We start from the raw sequence: 26,533 nt of genomic DNA, 5'->3' as shown, positions 1-26,533 counted from the left end.
TGAAATAGCATACTCGGACGACGGAGGCCAGAATGAAGAGACGGCTTTATCCCGCCGTGCTGGAGCGCGGTCCGCGCGGCGCGTTCGGGGCGTGGTTTCCGGATTTCCCCGGCTGCGTCGCCGGCGGCAAGTCGCAGGAAGCGGCGATCGAGCGTGCCGAGCACGCGCTGGCGCAGGCGGTCGACGGCTGGGTCGAGCAGGGCCATGCGCTGCCGGAGCCGACGCCGATCGAACGGATCGTGCCGCCCAAGGGCTCCGACGTCGCCGCCTTCTTCATGGTCGGCGTCGATCCGCCGGATCCATCCGAGCGCGTCAATGTCTACTTGCCGAAAAGCCTGATCACACGGATCGACAAGCGCGCCGCCGAGCTCGGCATGAGCCGCTCGAGCTTCTTCGGCTTCGCGAGCTCGCTCGCGCTGGAATGGCCGGGCGGCTATCCGCGCGGCGCCCCGATCGCGCCGCGCTCCAAGGTGCACAAGACCGGCGCGCTGCGCGCCGAGAAGCGGCCGGGCAAGAAGCCGGTGCGGTAAAGCGATTGCACCCTCGCGTCATTCCGGGGCGCGCCTCTTGGCGCGAGCCCGGAATCCATTGCTCCGCACGCTCCGTGGATGAATGGATTCCGGGCTCTCGCTTCGCGAGCCCCGGAATGACGGAGTGGGCCATCCCCTCGTGCGCCTCCCGCATGGCCTTCGTCCGTTTGCGCCGGTTGATCGGCCGCTACCCGCTCTCCATAGTGCCGGCGATTGGAGGCTCCCGCCGGGGCTTCAGGGCGGGAAGGCCGATGATCGACGTGACAGCTGCGGATGAGGCGAGCGACGACGCGCGGGCGCGCAGCAATGTGTGGCGGCTCGCGGCGGCGCAGGCGCTGACCGGGGCCAATTCGGCGGTGATCTTCGCCACCGGCTCGATCGTCGGCGCGACGCTGGCGCCTGACATCTCGCTCGCGACGGTGCCGCTCTCGATGTATGTGCTCGGCCTTGCCGCCGGCACGCTGCCGACCGGCGCGATCTCGCGCGCCTATGGAAGACGCGTCGCCTTCATCGTCGGCACCTTCTGCGGCACGCTGACCGGCGCGCTCGGCGCCTTCGCGATCCTGCATTCGTCGTTCTGGCTGTTCTGCGGCGCGACCTTCCTCGGCGGGCTCTACGGCGCCGTCGCGCAGTCCTACCGCTTCGCCGCGGCCGATGGCGCCAGCGTCGCGTTCCGGCCCAAGGCGGTGTCCTGGGTGATGGCCGGCGGCGTGTTCGCCGGCGTGCTCGGGCCGCAGCTCGTGCAATGGACCATGGACATCTGGCCGCCCTATCTGTTCGCGTTCTCCTTCGTGATGCAGGCGCTGGTCGCGCTGGTGGCGATGGCGGTGCTCTCGGGCGTCGACGCGCCGAAGCCCGCGGCGGCGGACCTGCATGGCGGCCGTCCCTTGCTCGAGATCGCAAAACAGCCGCGCTTCATTGCCGCCGCGCTGTGCGGCGTGATCGCCTATCCGATGATGAACCTGGTGATGACCTCGGCGCCGCTCGCGATGAAGATGTGCGGGCTGTCGGTCAGCGATTCCAATTTCGGCATCCAGTGGCACATCGTGGCGATGTACGGCCCGAGCTTCTTCACCGGCTCGCTGATCGCGCGGTTCGGCGCGCCGGTAATCGTTGCGCTCGGGCTGGCGCTGGAGGCGGTCGCGGCGATGATCGGACTGTCGGGCATCACGGCGCCGCACTTCTGGGCGACGCTGTTCGTGCTCGGGATCGGCTGGAATTTTGCGTTCGTCGGCGCCTCCGCGCTGGTGCTGGAAACCCACCGGCCGCAGGAGCGCAACAAGGTGCAGGCGTTCAACGATTTCCTGGTGTTCGGCATGATGGCGATCGGCTCATTCTCGTCGGGCCAGCTGCTCGCGCATTACGGCTGGAATGCCGTCAACTGGGTGGTGTTCCCGCCGGTGCTGCTCGGGCTTGCCGTGCTGTCGTTCGTGTCATTCGCCAAGCGGCGCGCGAAATTGCGCGCGGTGGAAGAAATCCCGGACCCAAGCATCTAAAGCTTTGTCTTAAGCATGATCTCCGCGCAAACGCTTCGCGTTTGTCGCGAGGGAAAACCGCTTCGCACTTTTCCGGATCATGCTGCTGCCATGTGCTGACACTTCGATCGGCCTCGAAATGACCGGCTTGCACGGCTTCCCACATCATGAGAACGGATTAAACCCGGTCATGACGATGTCGGAAGCAAGAGCAAGAAATGGACGCATCCTCACCCACGCTGCCTGACGAATCCTCGCTCGGTTACGAGGGCTGGCGCATCGTCGTCGTCTGCTTCCTGCTTGCGACCTTCGGCTGGGGCCTGGGCTTCTACGGGCAGAGCGTCTATGTCGCCGAGCTGCACAAGCTGCACGGCTGGCCGGCGTCGCTGATCTCGTCGGGCACGACCTTCTTCTATCTGTTCGGTGCCGCGCTGGTCGCCTTCGTCAGCGAGGCGATCAAGGCGTTCGGCGCGCGCCTCTGCCTGATCGCGGGCACCTTCGCGATGGCGATCGCGGCGGTTGCGATCGGCGAGGTGCGCGAGCCGTGGCAGCTCTATCTCGCCGACGCGCTGCTGGCGTTCGGCTGGGCCGGCACCAGCCTCGGCATCATCACCAACACGCTCGGCCTCTGGTTCGACAAGAAGCGCGGCATGGCGATCAGCCTGGCGCTGAACGGCGCGAGCTTCGGCGGCATCGTCGGCGTGCCGCTACTGGTGGCCGGGATCGGCGCGTTCGGCTTCTCCGGCGCGATGATCGCGGCTGCCGTCCTGCTCGTCGTGGTGATGGTGCCTGTCATCCTGATCTTTGTCGGGCGGCCGCCGGCGCATCTGCACGCGGTGACGTCGGCGGCGGCCGACGCGCCGTCGCCAACGCAAGTGCGCGCCAATGCGCTGCGCGACATCCGCTTCCTCTCGGTCTCGATTGCGTTTGCACTGGTGCTGTTCGCCCAGGTCGGCTTCATCGTCCACCTGATCGCCTATCTCGACCAGGTGATCGGCCGCGAGCGCGCCACGGTGGCGATGGCGCTGTTGACCGCGATGGCCGTGGTCGGCCGCGTCTCCTTCTCCTTCGTGATCGACCAGCTCAACCAGAGGCTGGCGTCGGCGCTGTCCTTTGCCAGCCAGGCGATCGCGCTCGCCCTCATCATCAACGTGCACAATGACGTGGTGCAGATCGCGGCCTGCGCGCTGTTCGGCTTCTCGGTCGGCAATCTGATCACGCTGCCGGCGCTGATCGTGCAGCGCGAATTCGACCCGCGCGCGTTCGGCGTGCTGGTCAGCCTGATCACCGCGATCAACCAGATCACCTATGCGTTCGGTCCCGGCGTGATCGGGCTGCTGCACGATCTCTCCGGCAGCTACACGCTGCCGTTCTACGGCTGCATTGCCCTCGAATTGATCGCGGCGGTGACGATCATGACGAAGGGGAAGTAGCCCGGATGAGCGAAGCGATATCCGGGGCCGCGCCCGGGACCATCCCGGATGTCGCTGCGCTCATCCGGGCTACAATTTGCGTCGTGACTTCTTCGTCGTCTTCGGCGTCTCCATCTTGCCGGCCGCCGCGACCCGCAGCAGGCGGCGGAAGGTCGGGCATTCCATATGGCTCGGCGCCGGGCACACCGCGGCATGGCGCAGGCCGTCACGCATCGCGTTGAGCCTGCGAATGGTGCGGTCCAGTTCGTCGGCCTTGGCCGAGAGCATCTTCCGGTCGATGCGCGGCTTGCCGTCGGGCGCGAACATCCTTGCGATCTCGTCGAGCGAGAAGCCGGATGCGCGCCCGAGCGCGATCAGCGCCAGCCGGTCCAGCACGCCCGGATCGAACAGGCGGCGCAGCCCGCGCCGTCCATGCGAGGCGATCAGCCCCTTCTCCTCGTAGAAGCGCAAGGTCGAGGCGGGTACGCCCGACAGTTCCGCCACCTCCGCAATGTCGACGTCTCGCATGGCCCTTGACCTCAAGTTCACTTGAACTGGCAGTGTGCCGCCAACGGCTTGCGCAAGGCAAGCATCAAGGCAACAGACCAGGCAAGAAGGACGAGATCATGAGTACCGCATCGCAGGCCGAAGACGAGCAGGTCAAACTCTGGAATGGCGCCGCGGGACGGGCCTGGGTCGAGACCCGCGACGTGCTCGAGGCGATGTTCAGGCCGCTCGAGGAGCTGCTTGTTCGCGCGGTGTCCGATGCCGGGGCTCGCGATGTGCTCGACATCGGCTGCGGCACCGGCGCCACGACGTTCGCCGTCGCTCGTGCGCTCGGCCCGCAGGGACATTGCACCGGCATCGACATCTCCGCCCCGATGATCACAGCAGCCCGCGCCCGCGCCGAGCGGGAAGGGCGGCCGGCCAGCTTCGTCTGCGCCGATGCGCAGACCTATCCGTTCGCGCCGGCGAGTTTCGACATGATCATCTCGCGCCTCGGCGTGATGTTCTTCGCCGATCCGGTGCAGGCGTTCGCCAATTTGCGCCGCGCGGCCCGGCCGGGTGCTGCGCTCCGCCTCGTCGTCTGGCGCAGTGCGGCCGAGAATCCCTTCATGACGACGGCGGAGCGGGCGGCGAAGCCGCTGCTCCCGGATCTTCCCGCGCGGCGTCCCGATGGGCCGGGGCAGTTCGGCTTCGCGGACCGGGCGCGGGTCGCGCGCATCCTGGAAGACAGCGGCTGGGGCGCGATCGCGATCGAGCCGGTCGATATCGCCCTGAGCTTTCCGGCAACAGAGTTGACCCGCTACGTCGGCCGGCTCGGGCCGGTCGGCGTGATGCTGCAGGGGATGGAGGAGCCGCGTCGTACGCAGGTAATCGAGACCGTGCGCGGTGCTTTCGCTCGCTACGTCCACGGAACCGAGATTTGCTTCTCCGCCGCCTGCTGGGTGGTCGCCGCGCGTTCGCCGGCCGAGACCGCCCATGGCTGACGCGATGGAGTTTGCGGTGAGCGCGGTGCTGATCGGGACCGGTGCGACCATCGTGATGGACATCTGGGGGATGGTCCGCAAGCGCCTGCTCGGCATCCCGTCGCTGGACTATGCCCTGGTCGGACGCTGGCTCGGCCATCTCGCATCCGGGCGGCTGCGCCACGACCGCATCGCCGCGTCGCCGCAGGTTGCGGGCGAACGGGTCGTCGGATGGGCCGCGCATTATCTGATCGGCATCGGCTTTGCCGGCGTGCTGCTTGCGCTCTTCGGCCTCGACTGGGCGCGGCAGCCGACCATCGGACCGGCCTTGCTGGTCGGGATCGGCAGTGTGGCCGCACCGTTCCTGGTGCTGCAGCCCGCGATGGGCGCGGGCATCGCCGCGAGCCGGACGTCCCATCCATGGACCGCGCGGCTGCAGAGCCTGGTCACCCATACCGTGTTCGGCGTCGGGCTCTATGCTTCGGGTGCGATCATCAGCCTGTCAGGGCACTAACCGGTAGCCCGGATGAGCGAAGCGATATCCGGGATCGCTCCTTCGGCCCGCACCAGAGCCCCGGATGTCGCTTTGCTCATCCGGGCTACAGCACTTCATCCGCGTTACGGAATTGCGCCACCCGCTGCTTCAGCAAATCCTCCAGGTCCAGCCGTCGCGTGAACATCGCGAGCTTGCCGTCGGCGCTGCGCGGCCATTCGGCCTCGGGGCGGTCCCAATAGAGCTCGACGCCGTTCTCGTCGGGGTCGCGCAAATAGAGCGCCTGGCTGACGCCGTGGTCGCTGGCGCCGTCGAGCTGGCTGCCGGCCGACAGCACCCGATGCAGCGCGTCGGCGAGCGCCGGTCGGGTTGGGTAGAGGATGGCGGTGTGAAACAGGCCGGTGGTGCCGGGCGGCGGCGGATGTCCGCCCTTGCTCTCCCAGGTGTTGAGGCCGATGTGGTGGTGATAGCCGCCGGCCGAGATGAACGCCGCGTCCGTCCCCAACCGCTGCTGCAACTCGAAGCCGAGCACGCCGCAATAGAAGCCGAGCGCGCGGTCGAGGTCGGCGACCTTCAGATGGACATGCCCGATCCGCGTGCCCGCGATGATGGGGGGATTTTCCGGCATGACCTGGCTCCGTTGGCATCAATGCCGTGCCATCAGGGGCAAGGCTTCTCCTCCTGATATAGTCCGGATTTGCCGGGGCCGGAGCGATCCATCCGGAAACGCAGTGTTTCCGGATGACGCCATGGCCGGCCGGGTCTAGCAGAGCTCCGACAGCTCGCCGCCGGGCAGCTGGAACTCGAACGTGTTCAGCGTCATCGACACCATGGTGTAGTAGCCGCAGAGGCCGATCACCTCGACCAGGCCGCGCTGGCTCAAAACCTCGACCGCCTCGTCATACAGTCCCTTCGGCAGGCCGTGACCTTCATGCAGCGCCTTGGCGACGTCGTAGATCACCCTGGCCTTCGGATCGTCGAAGGTCGGCGTCCGGCGCACGCGAATGTCCTCGATGATCTTCGGGTCGAGGCCGCCCTTCAGCGCGAGCCGCTTGTGGGCATACCATTCGTAATGCGCGGTCCAGTGCCGCGCGGTGACGAGGATCGCGATCTCCGACAGCTTTGGCGGAAAGATCGTGTCGAAGCGCAAGACCTCGCCGAGCCGGGTGGCATGCCGCGCCATCTCCGGGCTGTTCAGCCAGGCCATCATCGGCGCTGGTGGCGCGCCGCGCTTGCCGGCGATTGACTCGTCGTAGGTTTCTTTCTGGGCGGCGTTCATTTCGCTAGGCGAAAGCAGCTTCAGCCGCATGTCCGTTTCCTCTTGTTTTTCAATCGTTACCCCATCTCGGCGATACACCCGATCGCGCAAGGTGAGTAGCGACGCCAGAGCATGGCGCGGCCGCGAGGCATATTGAATTCGGCGGCTGCGTAGGTCTAAGGTCGAATCCAATTCGTCGAATTTGACTGGAAACGCACCATGGCTGACCTTGAGAAATTCCGCGCCGAGACCCGCGCCTGGCTGGAGCAGAACTGCCCCGCGGAGATGCGCAAGCCAATGACCTCGGATGGCGACACCTTCTGGGGTGGCCGCAACGCGAAATTCTCGTCGGACGCGCAGCGCGTCTGGTTCGAGCGGATGCGCGACAAGGGCTGGACCGTGCCGCATTGGCCGAAGGAATATGGCGGCGGCAGCCTCGACGGCGAGGAAGCGAAGATCGTGCGCCAGGAGATGGCGGCGATCGGCGCGCGCCAGCCGCTGACCTCGTTCGGCATCTCGATGCTCGGACCGGCGCTGCTGAAATACGGTACCGAGGAGCAGAAGAAGGAGCATCTGCCCAAGATCACCGCGGGCCTGATCCGCTGGTGCCAGGGCTATTCCGAGCCGAACGCCGGCTCCGACCTCGCCTCGCTGCAGACCCGCGCGGTCGGCGACGGCGACGACTACATCATCAACGGCCAGAAGATCTGGACGTCCTACGCCAACTATGCCGATTGGATCTTCTGCCTGGTACGCACCGATCCGGCCGCCAAGAAGCACGACGGCATCAGCTTCATCCTGTTCGACATGACCTCGAAGGGCGTGTCCACAAAACCGATCCTCTTGATCTCCGGCTATTCGCCGTTCTGCGAAACCTTCTTCGACAACGTTCGCGTGCCGAAATCGCATGTCGTGGGCACCGTCAATCGCGGCTGGGATGTCGCGAAATATCTCTTGCAGCACGAGCGTGCGATGATCTCGGGCATGGGTGAGCGCGGCGTCGGCCGTCCGCTCGGCCAGATCGCGGCCGACTCGGTCGGCGCGGACGCCCAAGGGCGGCTCGACGATGCGCAGCTGCGCAGCCAGATCGCGAGCTTCGAGGTCGACGAGGCGGCGCTCGCCGCGGCTGCCGAGCGCGCGGTCGATCTCGCCAAGGCCGGGCAATCGCATCCGGCGTTCTCGTCGGCAATGAAATATTACGGCACCGAGCTCAACAAGCGCCGCTACGAGATCCTGATGTCGGCCGGCGGCATCGACGCGTTGGAGTGGGAAAGCGACCGCTCCCGGGGCGGCGCCCGTCCGCGTGCCTGGCTGCGCACCAAGGCCAACTCGATCGAGGGCGGCACCTCGGAGGTGATGCTCGGCATCGTCGCCAAGCGGATCCTCGATCTGCCGGGCGCGTGAGGCTTTCCGCCGTCATGGCCGGGCTTGACCCGGCCATCCACGTCTTTGTCGCGACTGGCACAAGACGTGGATGCCCGGCACATCTGGCGCGAAGACGCACTTCGCGCTTTAGGCCGGGCATGACGTTACCTTGAAATTCGATTGAACGAACAACATCAGATTTATCGGATCCATCCATGGCCCTCGTCCTCACCGAAGAACAATCCATGCTGCGCGACAGTGCGCGCGGTCTCATCAGCGACAAGGCGCCGGTGGCGCATCTGCGCGGCCTGCGCGATGCCAAGGACACCACCGGCTTCTCGCGCGAGCTCTGGACAACCTTTGCCGAGATGGGCTTCTCCGGCCTCCTGGTGCCGGACCAGTTCGGCGGCAGCGGGCTCGGCTGCGTCGAAGCCGGCATCGTCATGGAGGAGATCGGCCGCACCTTGATGCCGTCGCCGTTCCTCGCGACCTCGGTGCTCGCAGCCTCGGCGCTGTCGCGCGGCGGCAGCGAGGCGCAGAAGGCGCAGCATCTGCCGAAGATCGCCGACGGCTCGCTGCTCGCGGCGCTCGCGATCGACGAGGGTGCAAAGCATCGCCCGCTGCAGACCAAGTTGCAGGCTGTGCGCTCCGGCAATGGCTTCAAGCTGTCGGGCGACAAGGCCTTCGTGGTCGATGGCCACACCGCCGACCTGCTGATCGTCGCCGCGCGCACGGCCGGCAGCGCCGGTGACAAGAATGGGCTGACGCTGTTCCTGGTCGATCCCAAGGCCAAGGGACTCGCGGTCGAGCGCACCGCGATGGTCGATTCGCACAACGCGGCGCGCATCGTGTTCGACAATGTCGAGGTCAACGCCGACAGCGTGCTCGGCGAGGTCGATCAGGGTTTTGGGCTGCTCGAGGGCGTGCTCAATATCGGCCGCGGCGCGATCGCCTCCGAAATGGTCGGTCTCTCCGACGATGTGTTCGGCCGCACCGTGACCTACCTCAAGGAGCGCAAGCAGTTCGGCAAGGCGATCGGCGAATTCCAGGCGCTGCAGCACCGTGCCGCCCAGCTCTACATCGATATCGAGATCACCCGCGCCGCCGTGCTCAAGGCGTTGCAGGCGCTCGATACTGATATCGAGAAGGCCGCCACCGCGGTCTCGGTGGCGAAAGCGCGCGCCGGCACCACGGCGACATCAGCCGTGCAGGAGGGCGTGCAGATGCATGGCGGCATGGGCATGACCGACCAGTTCGACATCGGCTTCTTCATGAAGCGCGCCCGCGTCTGCCAGGAGCTGTTCGGCGACAGCAATTTCCACACCGATCGGCTGGCGAGCGGCAAGGGCTACTGAGGGGCGTCGTCCCTCTCGACACAACGCACTGTCATCGCCCGGCTCGACCGGGCGATCCAGTATTCCAGAGACAGTGGTGCTTGAGCGGAGAAGCTGCGGCGTACTGGATCACCCGCTTTCGCTTTCGCGGGTGATGACTGCTGAGGATGCGGTAGCGGCTGTGGCCTAGCTACGCGCCGTTACCGGATCGGCGGCGCGTACTGGACGCCGCCGGCGTTCCAGAGCTGGTTCATGCCGCGCGGGATCTTCAGCTTGGAATCGGCGCCGACGTTGCGGTCGTAGACCTCGCCGTAATTGCCGACATGGCGGATGATGCGCACCGCCCAGTCCTTGGTCAGGCCGAGATCCTCGCCATAGGAGCCCTCGGTGCCGACCAGCCGCATCACTTCCGGCTTCTTCGACTTCAGCGCCTCGTCGATGTTCTTCGAGGTGATGCCGAGCTCCTCGGCGTTGATCATGGCGTAGAGCGTCCACTTCACGATCATCATCCAGTCGTCGTCGCGCTGCCGGACCACCGGCGCCAGCGGCTCCTTGGAGATGATGTCGGCCAGGATCACGTGATCGTTCGGCTTGGACAGGTTGAGCCGCAGCGCATAGAGCTGCGAGGCGTCCGAGGTCAGCGTGTCGCACTGGCCAGAGTCATAGGCCTTCACCACGTCGTCGAGCTTGTCGAACTTCATCTCCGTGTACTTCATGTTGTTGGCACGGAAATAGTCGGCGAGGTTGAGCTGCGTCGTGGTGTTGGCCTGCACGCAGACCTTGCTGCCGTTCAGGTCGAGCGCGGAATCGATGTTGCGCGCGCGCGGGATCATGAAGCCCTGGCCGTCATAATAGGCGACCGCCGGGAAATAGAGATCGTAATTGACCTCACGCGCCATGCTCCAGGTGGAGTTGCGCGACAGGATGTCGACCTTGCGGTTCTGCAGCTCCTTGAAGCGCTCGCTGGCGTCGAGCGGAACGAACTTCGCCTTCGACGGATCGTCGAAGATCGCCGAGGCCACCGCGCGGCAGAAATCGACGTCGAAGCCGGTCCAGTTGCCCTTGTCGTCCGGGATCGAGAAGCCCGGCAGGCCCTTGTTGACGCCGCACAGCACATCGCCGCGGCGGACGGTGCGCTTCAGCGTGCGGGTGTCGTAGCGCTCATAGGTGATGGCGGCGGCCGCAACCAGCGCGGCGACCGCGAGCCCGATCGTCAGGCCGCCTCGAAATGTACGCATGGGTTCTCTCTCGCGAATGATCGGGGAAAATCAGGTCGGATATCGAAGGCGGGTAGAGCGTAGAGATCAGAGTTCGGGCTTCTGCCGGATGATCACCTTGGTGCCGACCGGAACGCGGCTGTAGAGGTCGGCGACGTCGGCATTGACCAGGCGGAAGCAGCCGGAGGAGATCGCGGTGCCGATGGTGTCGGGCCGGTTGGTGCCGTGGATGCGGTAGACCGTGGTGCCCAAATACATCGCGCGGGCGCCGAGCGGATTGCCCGGTCCGCCCGCCATGAAGCGCGGCAGATAGGGCTGGCGGGCGATCATTTCCGGCGGCGGCACCCAGTCCGGCCACTCGGCCTTGCGGGTGATGGTCACCAGCCCCTGCCACTGGAAGCCGTCGCGGCCGACGCCGATGCCGTAGCGGAGCGCACGGCCGTTGCCTTGCACGAGATAGAGATGGCGTTCGGCGGTGGAGACGATGATGGTGCCCGGCGCCTCATTGGTCCGATAGTATACGACTTGCTTCTGCCACTCCGGGTCGAGCTGGTAGCTGTCGTCGGCGATCAGGCCGGGCTCGTCGGCATCCGGGCGGCTCTGGGCGAAGCCTTGCGACGTCGACAGCACGAGCGCACCCGCGCCGATCAACATCCAGACCAGGTGACGAAGTTTCGTCATGCAAAGCTCTCCTTGTTGGCGCGCGGCCAAATGGTTGCTCCACCTCAAATCGCGGCAACATCAAATCTCAGCGGCAGCTTGATGGCAAGTTTAGGGCGGGCGTCACACTATATCACTGTAATGCTTCTGTTTTTTGTCATTGAGGTCGAACGAGTGCGGCACCGGCGGCCTTATTTCGGCGCGATCCAGAGTCGCAAGGCGAACGAGACCAGCGCCACCGTGCCGACGCCGCCGAGCCAGAGCACTGCAAACCACAGCAGGCGCTGGCCGAGCGGCCGCTGATTCGGATCGGGTCGCATCAATGGTATCCGTGGCCGGGGCGCACCTTGCCGCGGAACACCCAATAGGCCCAGGCGGTGTAGCCGAGGATCAGCGGCACCAGGATCGAGACCCCGACCAACATGAAGATCTGGCTGTTGGCCGGCGCCGCCGCCTGCCAGATCGTGATGCTCTGCGGCACGATGTAGGGATACACGCTGATGCCGAGCCCGGCATAGGACAGCGCGAACAGCGCAAGCGTCAGGAAGAACGGCTGGTGGTCGTTCTTGTTGCCGAGCGCGCGCAGCAGGAGCGCGGTGACGGCGGCGACCGCGATCGGCACCGGCGCGGTCAGGATGATGTTGGGCCAGGCGAACCAGCGCTGGGTGTACTGCACCGCCAGGAACGGCGTTGCGATGCTGACGGCGCCGATCGCGCACAGCATTGCGATCAACAAGATCCAGCACAGATGATAGGCGCGGTCGCGCAATTCGCCTTCGGTCTTCATCACCAGCCAGGTTGCACCCAAGAGCGCGTAGCCGATCACCAGCGCAATGCCGGTCAGGACGCTGAACGGCGTCAGCCAATCCCACCAGCCGCCGGCATAGTGGCGTCCGTCGACATGGATGCCCTGCAGGATGGCGCCGAGCGCGATGCCCTGCGCCAGCGTCGCCACCAGCGAGCCGCCGGCGAAGGCGAGATCCCATTTGTTGCGCGCCTTCTGGGTCCGCCAGCGGAATTCGAAGGCGACGCCGCGGAACACGAGGCCGAGCAGCATCGCGATCATGGGCGTGTAGAGCGCCGGCATCAGCACCGCATAGGCCAGCGGAAACGCCGCCATCATGCCGCCGCCGCCGAGCACCAGCCAGGTCTCGTTGCCGTCCCACACCGGCGCCACCGTGTTCATGATGACGTCGCGATCGGTCTTCTGCGGAAACAGCGGAAACAGGATGCCGAGGCCGAGATCGAAGCCGTCCATCACGACATAGACGAACACGGCAAAGGCGATGATGAAGGCCCAGATGATGGCGAGATCGATCATCGCGCGGCCTCCACGGCTGCAGCACCCGCGGCCGGCGTGATGCCGGCGGCGCGGGCGGGGAGATCCTTGGTCGGGCCCTGCTCGCCGGGATGCGGCGGCTGCGCCATCAGGCGCAGGATGTAGATCACGCCCGCGGTGAACACGGCGAAATAGACGATGATGAACGCGATCAATGACGAGCCCACCGCGGGCGCCGCCAGCGGCGACGCCGAGTCAACTGTACGCAGCAGCCCGTAGACGGTGAACGGCTGCCGCCCGGTCTCGGTGGTGATCCAGCCCGCGAGCACCGCGATGAAGCCGGCCGGGCCCATCAGCACCGCGAAGCGATGCAGCAGCGGCGTCTGATACAACATTCCGCGCCAGCGCATCACGAGGCTGAACAGGCCGAGCCCGAGGATCAGGAAGCCGAGCCCGACCATGATGCGGAACGACCAGAAGGTGATCGGCACCGGCGGCCAGTTCTCGCGCGGCACGGTGTCGAGGCCGGCGAGCGGCGCATCGAGCGAATGCTTCAGGATCAGCGACGACAGCTTCGGCACCTCGATCGCGTATTTGACCTTGGCATCACGCATGTCGGGCCAGCCGAACAGGATCAGCGGTGCGCCGTCCTTGTGGCTCTGGAAGTGGCCTTCCATCGCCATCACCTTGGCCGGCTGGTGCTCCAGCGTGTTGAGGCCGTGCTGGTCGCCGGCGAGGATCTGGATCGGCGCCACCAGCGTCGCCATCCACATCGCCATCGAGAACATCACGCGCGGCCCCGCGAGATGCTGGTCGCGCAGCAGGTGCCAGGCGCCGACCGCGCCGACCACCAGCGAGGTGGTGAGGTACGCCGCCAGCACCATGTGCACCAGGCGATAGGGGAACGAGGGATTGAAGATCAGCTTGAACCAGTCGGCCGCGACGAACTGGCCGTCGGCATTGACGGCATGGCCGGTCGGCGTCTGCATCCAGGAATTGGCCGACAGGATCCAGAACGCCGAGATCAGCGTGCCGATCGCGACCATCAGCGTCGCCACGAAATGCAGCCTCGGGCCGACGCGTTCGAGCCCGAACAGCATCACGCCGAGGAAGCCTGCCTCGAGGAAGAACGCGGTCAAGACCTCATAGGCCATCAACGGGCCGATCACCGGCCCAGTCTTGTCGGCAAAGGACGACCAGTTGGTGCCGAACTGGTAGGACATCACGATGCCCGAGACCACGCCCATGCCGAACGCGACCGCGAAGATCTTCAGCCAGTAATTGAACAGGTTGATGAAGACTTCGCGCTTGGTGATGAGCCAGAGCGCTTCCAGCACCGCGAGATAGCTCGCAAGCCCGATCGAGAATGCGGGAAACACGATGTGGAACGACATCGTGAAAGCGAATTGCGCGCGGGCGAGTACGACCGCATCCCAGCCTTCGAACATGATCCACCACCTGCCGTCGACCTGACGTTGGACCTTACCACGCCGGGGATGACGACAATACAGGGCGGATTGTCTAGGGGACATCATGCGGTTGGAGGCAACCGCATGATGCAATGCACTAGCTGCTCGCGTTGAGCAGCCGCGCGACGGTGCGGTCGATCTCGTCGTACTGCCCTTCGCCGGCGTGCTGGAAGACGATCTTGCCGTTCTGGTCGATGATGTATTGCGCCGGCCAATACTGGTTGCCGTAGGCGTTCCAGGTCTGCGAATTGTTGTCCTGCGCCACCGGATAGAGGATGCCGTGCCGCTTCAGCGCCGCCTGCACGTTGGAGGCCGAATGCTCGAACGGGAATTCCGGCGTGTGCACCCCGATCACGACGAGGCCGCGATCCCGGTACTTTGAATAAAGTTGGGTGACGTGCGGCAGCGTGTTGACGCAGTTGACGCAGCCATAGGTCCAGAAATCCACCAGCACGACCTTGCCGCGCAGATCGGCGAGCTTCAGCGGCTGCGAGTTGAACCAGTTGCTGATCCCTGTGAATTCGGGCGCGGCCTGGCTCTGCTGGGTCGTCATGGCGACCGCTCGCGGCACCGGCTGCGCCGGCGCGTCGGATTCGGTGCAGAGACCGGGAATGACGGCGCCGCCGAGGCCCAGGCCCGCCACCAGCGTGGATACAGCAATCAAGCGCAGCGACATCGATATCTCCTCATGAGCTCACAGGCCGATCTGGCCGTTGGGATAGAACTGGGTCAGCCACGCCACGATCAGCGTGTCGTATTGCAAATAGGACAGCGCGGCGAAGCCGATGATCACGACGCCGAAGCCCTGCTGCAGGCGCGGTGCGATCCGCGCCATGCTGCGCACGCGGGTGGTCACGGCCTGCCCGCCATAGGCAATCGCAAGCATCGGGATCGCCGCGCCGATCGCGTAAGTGATGAGCTGCAGGCTCGCCCACGCGGTATCCTTCGAGGTCGCGACGATGGTCAGGATCGAGCCGAGCACGGGACCGGCGCACGGCGTCCAGACGAGGCCGAGCGTTGAGCCGAGCACGAAGCCGCCGAACAGGCTCGGCGACGGCGTAGCCTGTCCGACGCTGTTGGCAGCGCCGGTCAGCCGGATCGAAAGCCACTCGAACGGCGCCGGCCAGATCATCAACAGGCCGAAGCCCGCGAGCAATACAGCCGCGCCCGTCCGCAGCAGGTTGGGATCGAAATCGAAGGCGCGCGTGATCGCGCTCAGCAGCAATGCCACCGCAGAGAATGACATCACGAAGCCGAGCGCGATCATCGCGGGCCGCGCCTTGCCGGTCTGGCCTATCGATACCCCAAGCAGGATCGGCAGCATCGGCAGGGTGCAAGGCGCAGCGACGGTGGCGACACCGGCAAGCAGGGCAAGGGCAAGGCTGAGCATCGTCGTCCGTCCATCAGAAAGTCCCGGCGCGCCAGAGGGCCGTGCCGGGTACGCCTGATGTTCTTCGCGAGCGCGGTCTGGCCGTTACGGCGCCGCCGCCGCAGGCGCCGTCACGTCTGTGTGAGACGAGGCGGATCCGATCTCACGACGCCGCGCCAAAAACAGAGCGACCCGGCTGGGGGGCATCCCGGCCGGGTCGTTGGAGGTTACTTGGGAGGTTAGAGCTAGGAAGGTATCGAAACTCGGTCAGTGAATTGGGTTGGGGTTGCGTCGTTGGATATGGGTATAGAGATCGCGTTTTTCCGGGTGATGTCGTCGATTGTTTCAATTGTTTCGTCGCCTGACTTTTTCGGCTTCGTGGACAATTGCCCGGACCGCTTGATCTCCATTTAAATAGTTGAAAACGCTTCCATTTATGCCGCGACGCTGTCGACGCCGGCACCCCGCAGGAGGTCGGCGAGCTGCTTGCGGGCGTAGAACATGCGGGTCTTCACCGTGCTCTGCGGGATCCCGATGATCTGGCCGGCCTCCTCGACCGACTTCTCATGGTAGTAGACCAGATTGATGATCTCGCGGTGGGCCGGCGACAGCTTGGCCACGCAGGCGCGCAGGATCTCGCTGGTGGTGGCGCGATCGAGCGAGGTTTCCGGCGTGTCGGCGCCGTCCGCGATCTCCAGCACGTCGTCCTGGTCGATGTCCTCATGCTTGCGCTGGCGCAGCGCGGTCAGCGCCTTGAAGCGGGCGATCGACAGCAGCCAGGTCGAGACCTGCGAGCGGCCCTCGAACTGGGCCGCGGTGCGCCAGACGTCCAGGAACACCTGGCTGACCAGGTCCTCGGCCATCGTGGTGTCGCGCACCATGCGGAGCACGAAGCGGTAAACCCGGACGTTGTGGCGGGCATAAAGCGTGTGCATCGAGGTGCGGTTATTCTTGGCGATACGCGCGAGCAGCATTTCATCCGAGGTCGCGCGAGCAGCGTCGATTTGCTTCGCGGCTGCAGCGTTGATGGCGATGACGTTCGGCATGACAGGCTCCCAGTTCGCCGTTTGGCGGCGGTTCGTTGGGAGAAAGCTAGTTACCGCCCGTTTCCGGATGTCTGCGCGAAAAGCGGAAAATGGTTTCGTGACCGGGAGAATTGTTTCGTCGCCGGCGGGACGACGAAACATTCGGGACCAAAAAGCCAATAATTTCAAAGCTTGGAAAATTCGAACGGCCGGAATCGGCTCCGCGGGAACGAATCCGCATCATGACTTTTGGCACTATTCGGCCGCCTGCAAGGAGGTCGCTGCCTTTTTCGGGGCAATCCAGAACGCGGCGGGCCGTTCGAACAGGAAATTGGCCCGAACCGCCAGCGCCAGTCGCCAGATCAGGACTGAACCGGCGACGCCGGCCGCGGTCACGATCAGCGAGATCAGGCCGATGTCGGGGATGACGGCGAATTGCAGCAGCAGGATGCGGGTCGCGGCCATCGGCAGGAAGAAGGCGAGGTAGATCACGATCGAATGCTCGCCGCAGAAGCGCAGGAAGCCGAGCCGGTGCGCGCGCGCCAGCAGCGTGCCCGTCACGATGATGGCGGAGGCGCCGGCAAAGCCGAGCACCAGCGAGACAACAGGCCATTCACTGACATCGAGCGCAACCAGGCCGCCATTGATCAGTGCCCAGAGCCCAAGCCCGAGCATGGCAAACGCAGGCCGCGCCCGCGCGCGGTCCGACAGCGCGAACACGTAATCCGCCAGCACATAACCGGTATAGAAGTAGACGAAGCGGGCGCAGAACTCGTCGATCACATACCAGCCGGTCGTGACATGCGCCGATTCCAGCACGGCTGCGATCAGCCAGATCATGAGCGGCGGGACGTTGCGCGTCAGCTTGGTGACGACGAAGAAGATCGGCAGCAGGTAGATGAACCACAGCGTGCCGAACGGCTGGACGAAGGAGGTCAGGTATTGCAGCCCGACCTCGGCCCAGCCCGCCTCGGCGGCCAGCGACGGCGCCTTGAAGCCGAACTGGATCGTCACCCACAGCACGTAGAAATAGGCGAAGTGCATCACCTTGCGGTCGAGATAGGTGCGCCAGTCGCGATTGATCACGACCGACAGGAACAGCCCCGAGATCAGGAAGAAGTCCGGCATCCGGAACGGCTTCGCGAACATCACGACATAATGCATGAAGCCGGTCTGCTCGGCGGCCTTCTCGACCCCCAGCACCGAGTGCATCATCACGACCATGATGATGCAGATGCCCTTGGCATAGTCGACCCAATCGACGCGCGCGCCCGCCGTCCCGGCGGAACGATCTGTCGCTGCGACTGTGCCGTTTGTGGTCATCCTTGTCCCGTTTCGGCGTGATCTGGCCTATCATCGGCCCGATCGGTTGCTTTCTCCTTTATCAGTACAAAGGACGTGCCACCGAACTCGCGTCTTTCCACCGTTCCCAGTGTCAGGCGAATGGTCTAAGAGGCCAGAAGAATCCGAGACGTTGTTAACCATAGGACGCAGGTCGGCCGCGTGCCGTGGCCCGCGATGAGTTTCCTTGCCGCGCCAATTCGATAGCCCGCTGCCGATCGACGCCGTGCTCGATGAGCTCGACCGCACGCTCGATCGCCACAATGCCGCAGTGCTGGTCGCGCCACCCGGCGCCGGCAAGACCACGCGCGTGCCGCTGGCGTTGCTCGATGCGCCCTGGGCCAGGGGCAAGAAGATCATCGTGCTGGAGCCGCGCCGGATTGCCGCGCGCGCCAGTGCTGAACGAATGGCGAAGACGCTTCGTGAGCGTCCCGGGGAGACCGTCGGCTATCGCGTGCGCTTCGGCTCGAAAGTGTCGCGCGCGACGCGGATCGAGGTCGTCACCGAGGGCATCTTCTCGCGCCAGATTCTGGACGATCCCGAACTCAACGGCGTCGCCGCGGTGCTGTTCGACGAATTCCACGAGCGCTCGCTCGATGCCGATCTTGGCCTCGCGCTGGCGCGCGATGCGCAAACCGGCCTGCGCGAGGATCTGCGCATCCTCGTGATGTCGGCAACCCTCGATGGCGCGCGGGTCGCAAAGCTGCTCGGCGATGCACCTGTGGTCGAGAGCGAGGGCCGCGCCTTTCCGGTCGAGACCCGCTATGTCGGCCGCAAGGTCGATGCGCCGGTGGAGCGGCAGATGGCCGAGACGATCGCGGCCGCGCTGCGCGCCGATGCCGGCTCGGTGCTCGCCTTCCTGCCGGGCGCGGCCGAGATCCGCCGCACGCAAACATTTCTGGCCGAGCGCGTGCACGACGCTTCGATCGAGATCGTGCCGCTGTTCGGCGCGCTCGATGCCAGCGTGCAGGATCGCGCCATCGCGCCGGCGCCGAAGGGCACCCGCAAGGTCGTGCTGGCGACCTCGATCGCCGAGACCTCGCTGACCATCGAGGGCGTGCGCATCGTGGTCGATTCCGGTCTCGCGCGGGTGCCGCGCTACGAGCCTGACATCGCGCTGACCCGTCTGGAGACCGTGCGCGCCTCGCGCGCCGCGGTCGATCAGCGGCGCGGCCGCGCCGGCCGTATCGAGCCCGGCGTGTGCTACCGGCTCTGGGACGAGCCGCAGACCGCGTCGCTGCCGGCCTACACCGCGCCCGAGATTCTCTCAGCCGATCTGTCCTCGCTGGTGCTCGATCTCGCGCAATGGGGCGTCGGCGATCCCGCAAGCCTTGCCTTCCTCGATCCGCCGCCGGCGCCCGCGCTGAAGGAAGCGAAATCGCTGCTCGCCGAACTCGGTGCGCTCGATGCCGACGGCCGCATCACCGAGGAGGGCCAGAGCCTGCGCGCGCTGGCGCTGCCGCCGCGGCTGGCGCGCATGATCGTGGATTCTGCGCGCTTCGGCATGGGTGAAGAGGCGGCCGAGATCGCCGCCGTGCTCACCGAACGCGGGCTCGGCGGCGACAGCGTCGATCTCGACGTCAGGCTCGACCAGTTCCGCCGCGACCGCTCGCAGCGGGCATCGAGCGCGCGCAGCATGGCCGCGCGCTGGGCCTCGCAGGTGAAGGCCGCCGCCGGCGAAGCGAAGGATCTTTCCACCGGCGTCATGCTGGCCTTCGCGTTCCCGGATCGCGTCGCGAAGAACCGCGGCAATGGCAGCTTCGTGCTGGCCAATGGCCGCGGCGCGGCGGTCGAGCAGACCGCTGCGCTGGCGCGGCTGCCCACCATCGCGGTCGCCGAACTGACCGGCACAGCGGCGAGCGGACGAATCCTGCTGGCGGCGCCGATCACCCAGGAGGAGATCGAGCAGCGCTTCGCCGACCAGATCGAGACTATGGAGGAGGTGACGTTCGACCGCGGCGCGATGGCGCTGCGCGCGCGCCGCCGCCGTTCGCTGCACGCGATCACGCTGTCGGAGGCGCCGATGCCGCTACAGCCGTCGGCCGAGACCGCGCGCGTGTTCGCCGACGGCCTGATCGCGGCCGGGCTCGACCGGCTGCCCTGGTCGAAACACTCGAAGCAGTGGCGCGACCGCGTCATGTTCCTGCGCAAGGCCGAGGACGAGGGCTGGCCCGATCTGTCGGACACGGCACTTGCCGCGCGTGCCGACGACTGGCTGGTGGGAGCGCTCTACGACAAGACCGCGCTGAAGGACCTGTCCGCCGGCGACCTGGCGGACGCGCTGATGGCGCTGCTGCCGTGGGAGCTGCGGGCGCGGCTCGATCGCGAGGCGCCGACGCATTTCGAGGCGCCGACCGGAACGCAGCTTGCGATCGATTACGAGGCCGAGCAGGGCCCGACCATTGCCGTCAGGTTGCAGGAGCTGTTCGGGCTCAACACCCATCCCTCGATCGCCAAGGGCGCGGTGCCGCTGGTGCTGGAGCTGCTGTCGCCGGCGCAGCGCCCGGTGCAGGTGACGCGCGATCTGCCCGGCTTCTGGCGCGGCAGTTACGCCGCCGTGCGTTCCGACCTGCGCGGCCGCTATCCGCGCCATCCCTGGCCGGAATATCCCGCCAGCGCGATGCCGACAAGGCGCGTGAAACCGCGCGGCACTTGAGGGCTTGTGAATACCTTAGGTGACCCCCGATCAGCACCAAACATTCAGCGTCGTCCCTGCGAAAGCAGGGACCCATAGCCACAGGGTTGGGCCGTTGAAGACCGCTGTGGCCACAGCGTCGCGCAACTATGACCTTTGGTGGTTATGGGTCCCTGCTTTCGCAGGGACGACGGGTCGCAAAGATTCACACCTCTGAGGTCTGGCTCTGGCGAGAGTCTGCAAACGGTGGTTAGATTTGCGCGCCGGGATCACGGGCTCGCACTTGGGGAGACCGCCATGGACTTCAAGAATCTGGAGATCAAGAACGCATCGCCGTCGCTCTACAATGAAGACCTGGCGCCGGCCAGGGAACGCAACTGGGGCGCGTTCAGCATCTTCAACGTCTGGACCTCGGACGTCCACAGCCTGTGGGGCTATTATCTCGCCGCCAGCCTGTTCCTGCTCTGCGGCAGCTTCGTCAACTTCATCCTGGCGATCGGCATCGGCTCGCTGGTGATCTTCGTGCTGATGAGCCTGATCGGCAATGCCGGGGTGAGGACCGGCGTGCCCTATCCGGTGCTGGCGCGGGCCTCGTTCGGCGTGTGGGGCGCCAACATTCCGGCGCTGGTGCGTGCCATCGTCGCCTGCTTCTGGTACGGCGCGCAGACCGCGGCGGCCTCGGGCGCGATCGTCGCGCTCTTGACCCGCATCGACAGCTTCAAGGCGTTCCATCAGTCCAGCCATATGCTCGGCCATTCCACGCTCGAGGTGTTCTGCTTCGTCGTGATCTGGGCGCTGCAGCTTTTGATCATCCAGCGCGGCATGGAAACGGTGCGGCGCTTCCAGGATTGGGCGGGACCTGCGGTGTGGCTGATGATGTTGGTCCTCGCGATCTATCTCTGCATCGCGGCCGGCGGCATCTCGCTCACGGCGCCGATCCCGCAGGACGTGCTGCTGGAAAAGACCAAGGAGGCCGGTGTGCCCGGCGTGCCGGGTTCTTTCCCGGCGCTGTGCGCCGTCGCCGCGACCTGGATCACCTATTTCGCCGCGCTCTATCTCAACTTCTGCGACTTCTCGCGCTATGCGCCCGACGTGCAGGCGCTGCGCAAGGGCAATATCTGGGGCCTGCCGGTCAACCTGATCCTGTTCTCGCTGGTGGCCGGCGTCACCACGATTGCGGCATTCAACGTCTATCACGAGGTGCTGCTGCATCCCGACCAGATCTCGGCCAAGTTCGACAGCTGGTTCCTGGCGCTGCTCGCAGCGGTCACCTTTGCGGTGGCAACCCTCGGCATCAACGTCGTCGCCAATTTCGTCTCGCCGGCGTTCGATTTCTCGAACGTGTTTCCGCGCCATATCGACTTCAAGAAGGGCGGCTACATCGCGGCATTGATCGCGCTGGCGCTGTATCCCTTCGCACCGTGGGAGGGCAGCGCCGCCTCGTTCGTCGGACTGATCGGCGCGACCATGGGGCCGATCTTCGGGATCATGATGGTTGACTATTATCTGATCGCCAAAGGCCGCGTGAACGTGCCGGCGCTGTATCAGGAGGACGGCGAATATCGCTTCCAGAACGGCTGGAACGTCAGCGCCCTGATCGCGGCCGCGATCGGCGCGCTGTTCTCGTCGGTGCTGCCGAACTTCACCTCGATCCTGCCGTCCTGGTGGGCGGTCTATGGCTGGTTCTTCGGGGTCGCGATCGCGGGCGCGGTCTATTACGCACTGCGTGTTGCGATGCCGAGCCCGGTCGCCAAGACTGCCTGAGGGCAAGGTTGGGTCCGCAAGCGGGCTTACCTCTCCCAGGGGAGAGGTGAGCTTCCGCCGCCGCTCCAGATCAAACCTAATCCTCACGCTTAGGGGCCAGCTGGGACCGGCAAATTCCGGCCCCTCGCAGGCGGTCGATATCATTCGGCCGCCAGTCGGGCTCGCATTAACTCTTCGCTCATCCTTTTCGCCAAAATGGCAGGCTCGCGCTGCCGCCCTCGCTCGCGGCGGGGCGACCGGCGTGGTGAAATTGGATGTTCGGTTTTCCGAGTATGGTGTCATGCGTAACCTGATGATTTTCGCGGCCATCCTGATCGGGCTGGGCACCTTCATGGCCCAGATGGCCAGCAGGATGTCGCCCGCCGCCGCGACCACCGCCAAGCAGAGCATCGCCCCCGCCGTCACGGTGGCGCAGGCCAGCGCCCGCACGTTCAGCATTGCGCCCGACCCGCGCGGTCATTTCGCGACCGACGGCCGGATCGACGGCCAGCGCATCAACTTCATGGTCGACACCGGCGCCTCCGTGGTGGCCCTGAACGAGACCTCGGCCGCGCGCTTCGGCCTGCGTCCGGTGCCGGGCGATTACACCTCGCGCGTCACCACTGCCAACGGCACCATCAAGGCCGCGCGTGCCCATATCGCCATGATCGAGATCGGTGGCCTCACCGTGCGCGACGTCGACGCGCTGGTGCTGCCGGACGAGGCGCTGTCGGAAAACCTGCTCGGCCTGTCGTTCCTCTCGAAGCTGAAGCGCTTCGAATACGCCAACGGCAAATTGTTGCTGGAGCAATAAGCCCAGCCCTTTCGGGGTGGCGCGACGACCCGATATCGCCGCCATTTCCGCCGTAATTGTCGGCCACCAGCCGCAGTCTCAGCTTTCGCCCGGCCTGCGCATTCGCTAAAGGCTGCGGCGACGTCTTTCCGTATGTGACCATAAGGCCGATCCATGTTTCCCAAGCCGAAATCCGTGCTGGTCCCGAACACCTATGCCTTCGAATCCGAGCCGATGGTGAAGCCGACCGGGTTTCGCGAATACGACGCGCGCTGGCTGTTCAACAAGGAAATCAACCTGATGGGCGTACAGGCGCTGGGCATGGGGCTCGGCACGCTGATCGCGGAGCTCGGCGTCAGCCGAGAGATCGTCACCGGGCATGATTTCCGCGGCTATTCCGCCTCGATCAAATACGCGCTGATCTCGGGCCTGATGGCGGCGGGCTGCAAGGTGCACGACATCGGGCTCGCGGTGACGCCGATGGCCTATTTCGCGCAGTTCGATCTCGACGTGCCCTGCGTTGCGATGGTCACCGCCTCGCACAACGACAATGGCTGGACCGGCGTGAAGATGGGCGCCAACCGTCCGCTCACCTTCGGCCCCGACGAGATGACGCGGCTGAAGGAGATCGTGCTCAATGCCGCATTCAACAACAGGGCCGGCGGCTCCTACCAGTTTCACGAGAACTATCCGGCGCGCTACATCGCCGATCTCACCAGCCGGCCGAAGCTGAAGCGCAAGCTGAAGGTGGTGGCGGCCTGCGGCAACGGCACCGCGGGCGCGTTCGCGCCGCAGGTACTGGAAGCGATCGGCTGCGAGGTGATCCCGCTCGACACCGAGCTCGATCACACCTTCCCGAAATACAATCCAAATCCGGAAGACATGGAGATGCTGCACGCGATCCGCGATGCGGTGCTTCTGCACAAGGCCGATGTCGGCCTCGGCTTCGACGGCGACGGCGACCGTTGCGGCGTGGTCGACAACACCGGCGAGGAGATCTTCGCCGACAAGGTCGGCGTCATGCTGGCGCGCGACATGTCGGCGATCAACGCCAACGCGCAGTTCGTCGTCGACGTGAAATCGACCGGCCTGTTCGTGACCGATCCGGTGTTGCAGAAGCAGGGCGCCAACACGGTCTACTGGAAGACCGGGCATTCCTACATGAAGCGCCGCACCAATGAATTGGGCGCGCTCGCCGGTTTCGAGAAGTCCGGCCACTTCTTCTTCAACAAGCCGTTCGGCCGCGGCTATGACGACGGCCTGGTGTCGGCGATCGCGATCTGCGAGATGCTCGACCGCGCGCCCGGCAAGTCGATGGCCGATTTGAAGGACGCGCTGCCGAAGACCTGGTCGTCGCCGACCATGTCGCCGCATTGCGCCGACGAGGCCAAGTACGGCGTCGTCGACGCGGTGGTGAAGCACTTCGAGACGCTGCAGCAGAACGGCGGCAAGGTCGCGGGCCAGAACATCCGCGATCTCGTCACCGTCAACGGCGTGCGCGTCACGGTCGAGGATGGCAGCTGGGGCCTGGTGCGGGCATCCTCGAACAAGCCGGAGCTCGTGGTCGTGGTGGAAAGCCCGGTCAGCGAGCAGCGCATGCACGACATGTTCGAGGCGATGGATTCCGTGCTGCGCACCCATCCCGAGGTCGGCGAGTATAATCAGAAGATCTGAGGCGGGGCTCGCCCCAAGCAAACTGTCATCACCCGGCTTGACCGGGTGATCCAGTATTCCAGAGACGGTAGTGATTGAGCCGCGAGGCCGCGGCGTACTGGATCGCCCGGTCGAGCCGGGCGATGACGGCGGAGAGCTTGTTACGACGCGCCTTGCCTCACGCCGCGCGCAGCGAGGCCAGGAAGCGGTCCAGCTCGGTCTTCAGCCATTCCGATTGCGAGGTCAGGCCGTTCGCCGCATCGAGCAATTGCGCGGTCGCGCCGCCGGCCTGTTCGGAGGCGCGGTTGACGTTGAGGATGCCCTTGTTGACGTCGCGGGTGCGATCGGCGGCCTGCTGCAAATTGCTGGAGATCTCGCGGGTCGCCGCGCCCTGCTGATCGACCGCCGCCGCGATCTCGCCGGAGACCTGGTCGATTTCCGCGATGGTGGTGCCGATGGTCCCGATCGCGCTGACGGCTGCGCCGGTCGCGTTCTGGATATCCTGGATCTGCACCGAAATCTCCTCGGTCGCCTTGGCGGTCTGGTTGGCCAGCGCCTTGACCTCGCTCGCGACCACCGCAAAGCCGCGGCCGTGCTCGCCGGCGCGCGCCGCTTCGATGGTCGCGTTCAGGGCGAGCAGATTGGTCTGGCTGGCGATGCTCTGGATCAGCGTCACCACCTCGCCGATCTTCTGCGTGCCGGCGGCAAGACCCTGGACGACGGTGTTGGTGCGGTGTGCCTCGTCGGCAGCCTTGGCGGCGATCCGCGCCGAGCGGGTTACCTGCTCGGCGATGCTGTTGATCGAGGCCGTGAGCTCCTCGGTTGCCGACGCCACGGTTTCCACGTTGGTCGACGCCAGCGTCGATGCGGAGGCGGCGGCGGTGGCCTGGCGGATGGTTTCCGCGTTGCTGCCGTTCATCGTTGCGGAGAGGCCCTGCATCGCGTTCGCCGCCACCGCGACGGCCTCGACGACCTCGCCGATCTTGCGCTCGAAGCCGGCAGCGAGTTCGCGCCGCGCGGCATCACGGTTCTGCTTGGCCCGTTCGGCCTCGATGCGTTCGGCATTGGCGCGCGCCTCGGCGGCACCGGCGGCCTCGGCCTCCGCCGCCTTCTGCGCCGAGGTCTTGAACAACTCGGCCAGCGTGTGCGCGAGCCAGATCAACACGCCGGCTTCGATCAGGAGGATCGCGGCGTGGAGCACGACGCGGCCGAAGTCGGCGCCGCCGGGATAGATCGCAGCCGGCAGGACGAAGTTCAGCGTCAAATGATGCAGGGCGACCGCCACGGTGCCGGCGACGATCGGCCTGTAGTCGCAATAGGCGACCAGGCACGCCAGCGCGGCGAAGAAGTACATGTGCATGTCGACCTGCCAGCGGTGGCCGGCGAACTGGTAGACCAGCATCGACACGCCGGCCATCAGGGCGACGGCAACGATCAGGCGGGTCGAGACGCCGTTGCCCGACATGCGCCACGAGGCCGTAGCAGTCAGCGCCATCGCGACCATGAAGCCCGCCGGGATCAGCCAGTCGGTGTGCAGCGCCATGCCGACGATGACCGCGATCGGAACGTGCAGCCAGAGCACCACGAGCAAGATCTTGCTGGCCGTCTCGCGCAGCGCGGCCATTTCATCGCCTTCGAAGGTCATTCCCAACCCCCAGATCGTCATCCGTCGTGAAGCAGCCGGCGATCGCCTGCGGATCCATGGTCAGCAGGGCGCCGGCCTGGTACAGCCGGCTCAGCCCGCCATTGCGGTCAGGCCGCACCACCAGCAGGGCCGGGATCGCGGTCATCCGAACGATCGACGCATTGGCCGATGCGGCGGCCAGCAGCGCGCGCTCGGCGCGCCACCATGGCGGAAACGCCACGGCCACCACGTCGCTGCCCGCACGCACCTGCAACGACAGCACTGCGATCGCGATCCAGCTCGCAATCAGCAATGCAGCCGCGCCCAGCCATGCGGGCCGTCGTTTCGCTGGGATGATCTCCCCCGGCACCATGGCAGCACAATACCGC

At 65.8% G+C, this 26,533-nt stretch carries 25 protein-coding genes; 11 read left to right on the top strand and 14 right to left on the bottom strand.

Features of this window, described 5'->3' with window-relative positions; genetic code table 11:
• Positions 1-32: 32 nt before the first annotated feature.
• From BI327_RS28285 to BI327_RS28275, 3 genes are all read left to right on the top strand, one after another.
• Entirely contained in the window at positions 33-530 is a 498-nt protein-coding gene (locus BI327_RS28285; RefSeq protein WP_076864555.1) for a type II toxin-antitoxin system HicB family antitoxin, read from the top strand.
• A gap of 251 nt (positions 531-781) precedes the next feature.
• The gene (locus tag BI327_RS28280) at positions 782-2,026 is read left to right on the top strand and encodes an MFS transporter (protein WP_076864554.1); all 1,245 of its coding nucleotides are present in this window, start codon (positions 782-784) and stop codon (positions 2,024-2,026) included.
• Positions 2,027-2,223: 197 nt separating this feature from the next.
• Positions 2,224-3,438: an MFS transporter gene (locus BI327_RS28275; protein WP_076864553.1), complete on the top strand. Its 1,215-nt coding sequence runs from the start codon at positions 2,224-2,226 to the stop codon at positions 3,436-3,438.
• A 69-nt stretch (positions 3,439-3,507) separates the two neighbouring features.
• On the opposite strand, the gene BI327_RS28270 is transcribed toward BI327_RS28275, so the two are convergent.
• Positions 3,508-3,945: a helix-turn-helix domain-containing protein gene (locus BI327_RS28270; RefSeq protein WP_076864552.1), complete on the bottom strand. Its 438-nt coding sequence runs from the start codon at positions 3,943-3,945 to the stop codon at positions 3,508-3,510.
• Between the two features lie 98 nt (positions 3,946-4,043).
• Here BI327_RS28270 and BI327_RS28265 point away from each other — a divergent pair, with 98 nt between their 5' ends.
• Positions 4,044-4,907, top strand: a complete 864-nt coding sequence (locus BI327_RS28265; protein WP_076864835.1) for a class I SAM-dependent methyltransferase — start codon at positions 4,044-4,046, stop codon at positions 4,905-4,907.
• Entirely contained in the window at positions 4,900-5,400 is a 501-nt protein-coding gene (locus tag BI327_RS28260) for a DUF2938 domain-containing protein (protein ID WP_076864551.1), read from the top strand. Before BI327_RS28265 ends, BI327_RS28260 begins: the two co-directional genes overlap by 8 nt.
• Before the next feature lie 85 nt (positions 5,401-5,485).
• Here the strand turns inward: BI327_RS28260 and BI327_RS28255 are convergent, their stop codons facing one another.
• Together BI327_RS28255 and BI327_RS28250 are read right to left on the bottom strand one after the other, a co-directional pair.
• Positions 5,486-6,007, bottom strand: a complete 522-nt coding sequence (locus BI327_RS28255) for a VOC family protein (RefSeq protein WP_076864550.1) — start codon at positions 6,005-6,007, stop codon at positions 5,486-5,488.
• A 135-nt stretch (positions 6,008-6,142) separates the two neighbouring features.
• Positions 6,143-6,688 carry a carboxymuconolactone decarboxylase family protein gene (locus BI327_RS28250; protein ID WP_074130966.1) on the bottom strand — a complete coding sequence of 182 codons (546 nt, stop codon included), beginning with the start codon at positions 6,686-6,688 and terminating at the stop codon, positions 6,143-6,145.
• Between the two features lie 168 nt (positions 6,689-6,856).
• Between BI327_RS28250 and BI327_RS28245 the strand changes: the two genes are divergently transcribed.
• The gene (locus tag BI327_RS28245) at positions 6,857-8,041 is read left to right on the top strand and encodes an acyl-CoA dehydrogenase family protein (protein ID WP_076864549.1); all 1,185 of its coding nucleotides are present in this window, start codon (positions 6,857-6,859) and stop codon (positions 8,039-8,041) included.
• 176 nt (positions 8,042-8,217) lie between these two features.
• The gene (locus BI327_RS28240; RefSeq protein ID WP_076864548.1) at positions 8,218-9,357 is read left to right on the top strand and encodes an acyl-CoA dehydrogenase family protein; all 1,140 of its coding nucleotides are present in this window, start codon (positions 8,218-8,220) and stop codon (positions 9,355-9,357) included.
• Between the two features lie 179 nt (positions 9,358-9,536).
• Here the strand turns inward: BI327_RS28240 and BI327_RS28235 are convergent, their stop codons facing one another.
• From BI327_RS28235 to BI327_RS28200, 9 genes are all read right to left on the bottom strand, one after another.
• Complete coding sequence (locus BI327_RS28235; RefSeq protein ID WP_076864547.1) at positions 9,537-10,574, bottom strand: amino acid ABC transporter substrate-binding protein; 1,038 nt, start codon at positions 10,572-10,574, stop codon at positions 9,537-9,539.
• A 66-nt stretch (positions 10,575-10,640) separates the two neighbouring features.
• Entirely contained in the window at positions 10,641-11,234 is a 594-nt protein-coding gene (locus BI327_RS28230; RefSeq protein WP_076864546.1) for a L,D-transpeptidase, read from the bottom strand.
• 170 nt (positions 11,235-11,404) lie between these two features.
• Positions 11,405-11,533: a DUF2474 domain-containing protein gene (locus tag BI327_RS41365; protein ID WP_089025609.1), complete on the bottom strand. Its 129-nt coding sequence runs from the start codon at positions 11,531-11,533 to the stop codon at positions 11,405-11,407.
• The gene (gene cydB, locus BI327_RS28225; RefSeq protein ID WP_076864545.1) at positions 11,533-12,534 is read right to left on the bottom strand and encodes a cytochrome d ubiquinol oxidase subunit II; all 1,002 of its coding nucleotides are present in this window, start codon (positions 12,532-12,534) and stop codon (positions 11,533-11,535) included. The genes BI327_RS41365 and cydB overlap by 1 nt, the downstream gene beginning before the upstream one ends.
• A complete protein-coding gene (locus BI327_RS28220) occupies positions 12,531-13,940 on the bottom strand; it encodes a cytochrome ubiquinol oxidase subunit I (RefSeq protein WP_076864544.1) in 1,410 nt (469 codons plus the stop codon). The genes cydB and BI327_RS28220 overlap by 4 nt, the downstream gene beginning before the upstream one ends.
• 118 nt (positions 13,941-14,058) lie before the next feature.
• Positions 14,059-14,637 carry a thioredoxin family protein gene (locus BI327_RS28215; RefSeq protein WP_076864543.1) on the bottom strand — a complete coding sequence of 193 codons (579 nt, stop codon included), beginning with the start codon at positions 14,635-14,637 and terminating at the stop codon, positions 14,059-14,061.
• Positions 14,638-14,655: 18 nt separating this feature from the next.
• On the bottom strand, positions 14,656-15,351 hold the full coding sequence (locus tag BI327_RS28210) for a cytochrome c biogenesis CcdA family protein (protein WP_076864542.1): 696 nt from the start codon (positions 15,349-15,351) through the stop codon (positions 14,656-14,658).
• Positions 15,352-15,764: 413 nt separating this feature from the next.
• Entirely contained in the window at positions 15,765-16,376 is a 612-nt protein-coding gene (locus BI327_RS28205) for a sigma-70 family RNA polymerase sigma factor (RefSeq protein ID WP_076864541.1), read from the bottom strand.
• A gap of 234 nt (positions 16,377-16,610) precedes the next feature.
• Complete coding sequence (locus BI327_RS28200; protein WP_076864540.1) at positions 16,611-17,678, bottom strand: acyltransferase family protein; 1,068 nt, start codon at positions 17,676-17,678, stop codon at positions 16,611-16,613.
• A gap of 205 nt (positions 17,679-17,883) precedes the next feature.
• On the opposite strand from BI327_RS28200, the gene hrpB reads away from it, so the two are divergent.
• The 4 genes from hrpB (at position 17,884) to BI327_RS28180 (ending at position 24,541) form a co-directional block, all read left to right on the top strand.
• Entirely contained in the window at positions 17,884-20,352 is a 2,469-nt protein-coding gene (hrpB, locus tag BI327_RS28195) for an ATP-dependent helicase HrpB (RefSeq protein WP_076864539.1), read from the top strand.
• A 276-nt stretch (positions 20,353-20,628) separates the two neighbouring features.
• On the top strand, positions 20,629-22,095 hold the full coding sequence (locus tag BI327_RS28190) for an NCS1 family nucleobase:cation symporter-1 (protein ID WP_089025608.1): 1,467 nt from the start codon (positions 20,629-20,631) through the stop codon (positions 22,093-22,095).
• A gap of 280 nt (positions 22,096-22,375) precedes the next feature.
• Positions 22,376-22,888 (top strand): TIGR02281 family clan AA aspartic protease, encoded by a 513-nt coding sequence (locus BI327_RS28185; RefSeq protein WP_089025607.1) that lies wholly within the window; start codon positions 22,376-22,378, stop codon positions 22,886-22,888.
• A 153-nt stretch (positions 22,889-23,041) separates the two neighbouring features.
• Positions 23,042-24,541 carry a phosphomannomutase/phosphoglucomutase gene (locus BI327_RS28180; protein WP_076864538.1) on the top strand — a complete coding sequence of 500 codons (1,500 nt, stop codon included), beginning with the start codon at positions 23,042-23,044 and terminating at the stop codon, positions 24,539-24,541.
• Between the two features lie 157 nt (positions 24,542-24,698).
• Here the strand turns inward: BI327_RS28180 and BI327_RS28175 are convergent, their stop codons facing one another.
• Both BI327_RS28175 and BI327_RS28170 read right to left on the bottom strand, forming a co-directional pair.
• A complete protein-coding gene (locus BI327_RS28175) occupies positions 24,699-26,165 on the bottom strand; it encodes a methyl-accepting chemotaxis protein (protein ID WP_076864537.1) in 1,467 nt (488 codons plus the stop codon).
• Entirely contained in the window at positions 26,146-26,457 is a 312-nt protein-coding gene (locus tag BI327_RS28170) for a hypothetical protein (protein WP_245334961.1), read from the bottom strand. Before BI327_RS28170 ends, BI327_RS28175 begins: the two co-directional genes overlap by 20 nt.
• Positions 26,458-26,533 lie beyond the last annotated feature (76 nt).

The sequence above is a fragment of the Bradyrhizobium mercantei genome (assembly GCF_001982635.1).
GTDB lineage: Bacteria > Pseudomonadota > Alphaproteobacteria > Rhizobiales > Xanthobacteraceae > Bradyrhizobium > Bradyrhizobium mercantei.
Note: the sequence above shows the minus strand (reverse complement) of the source record. Positions and strands in the feature narration are given on the sequence as shown.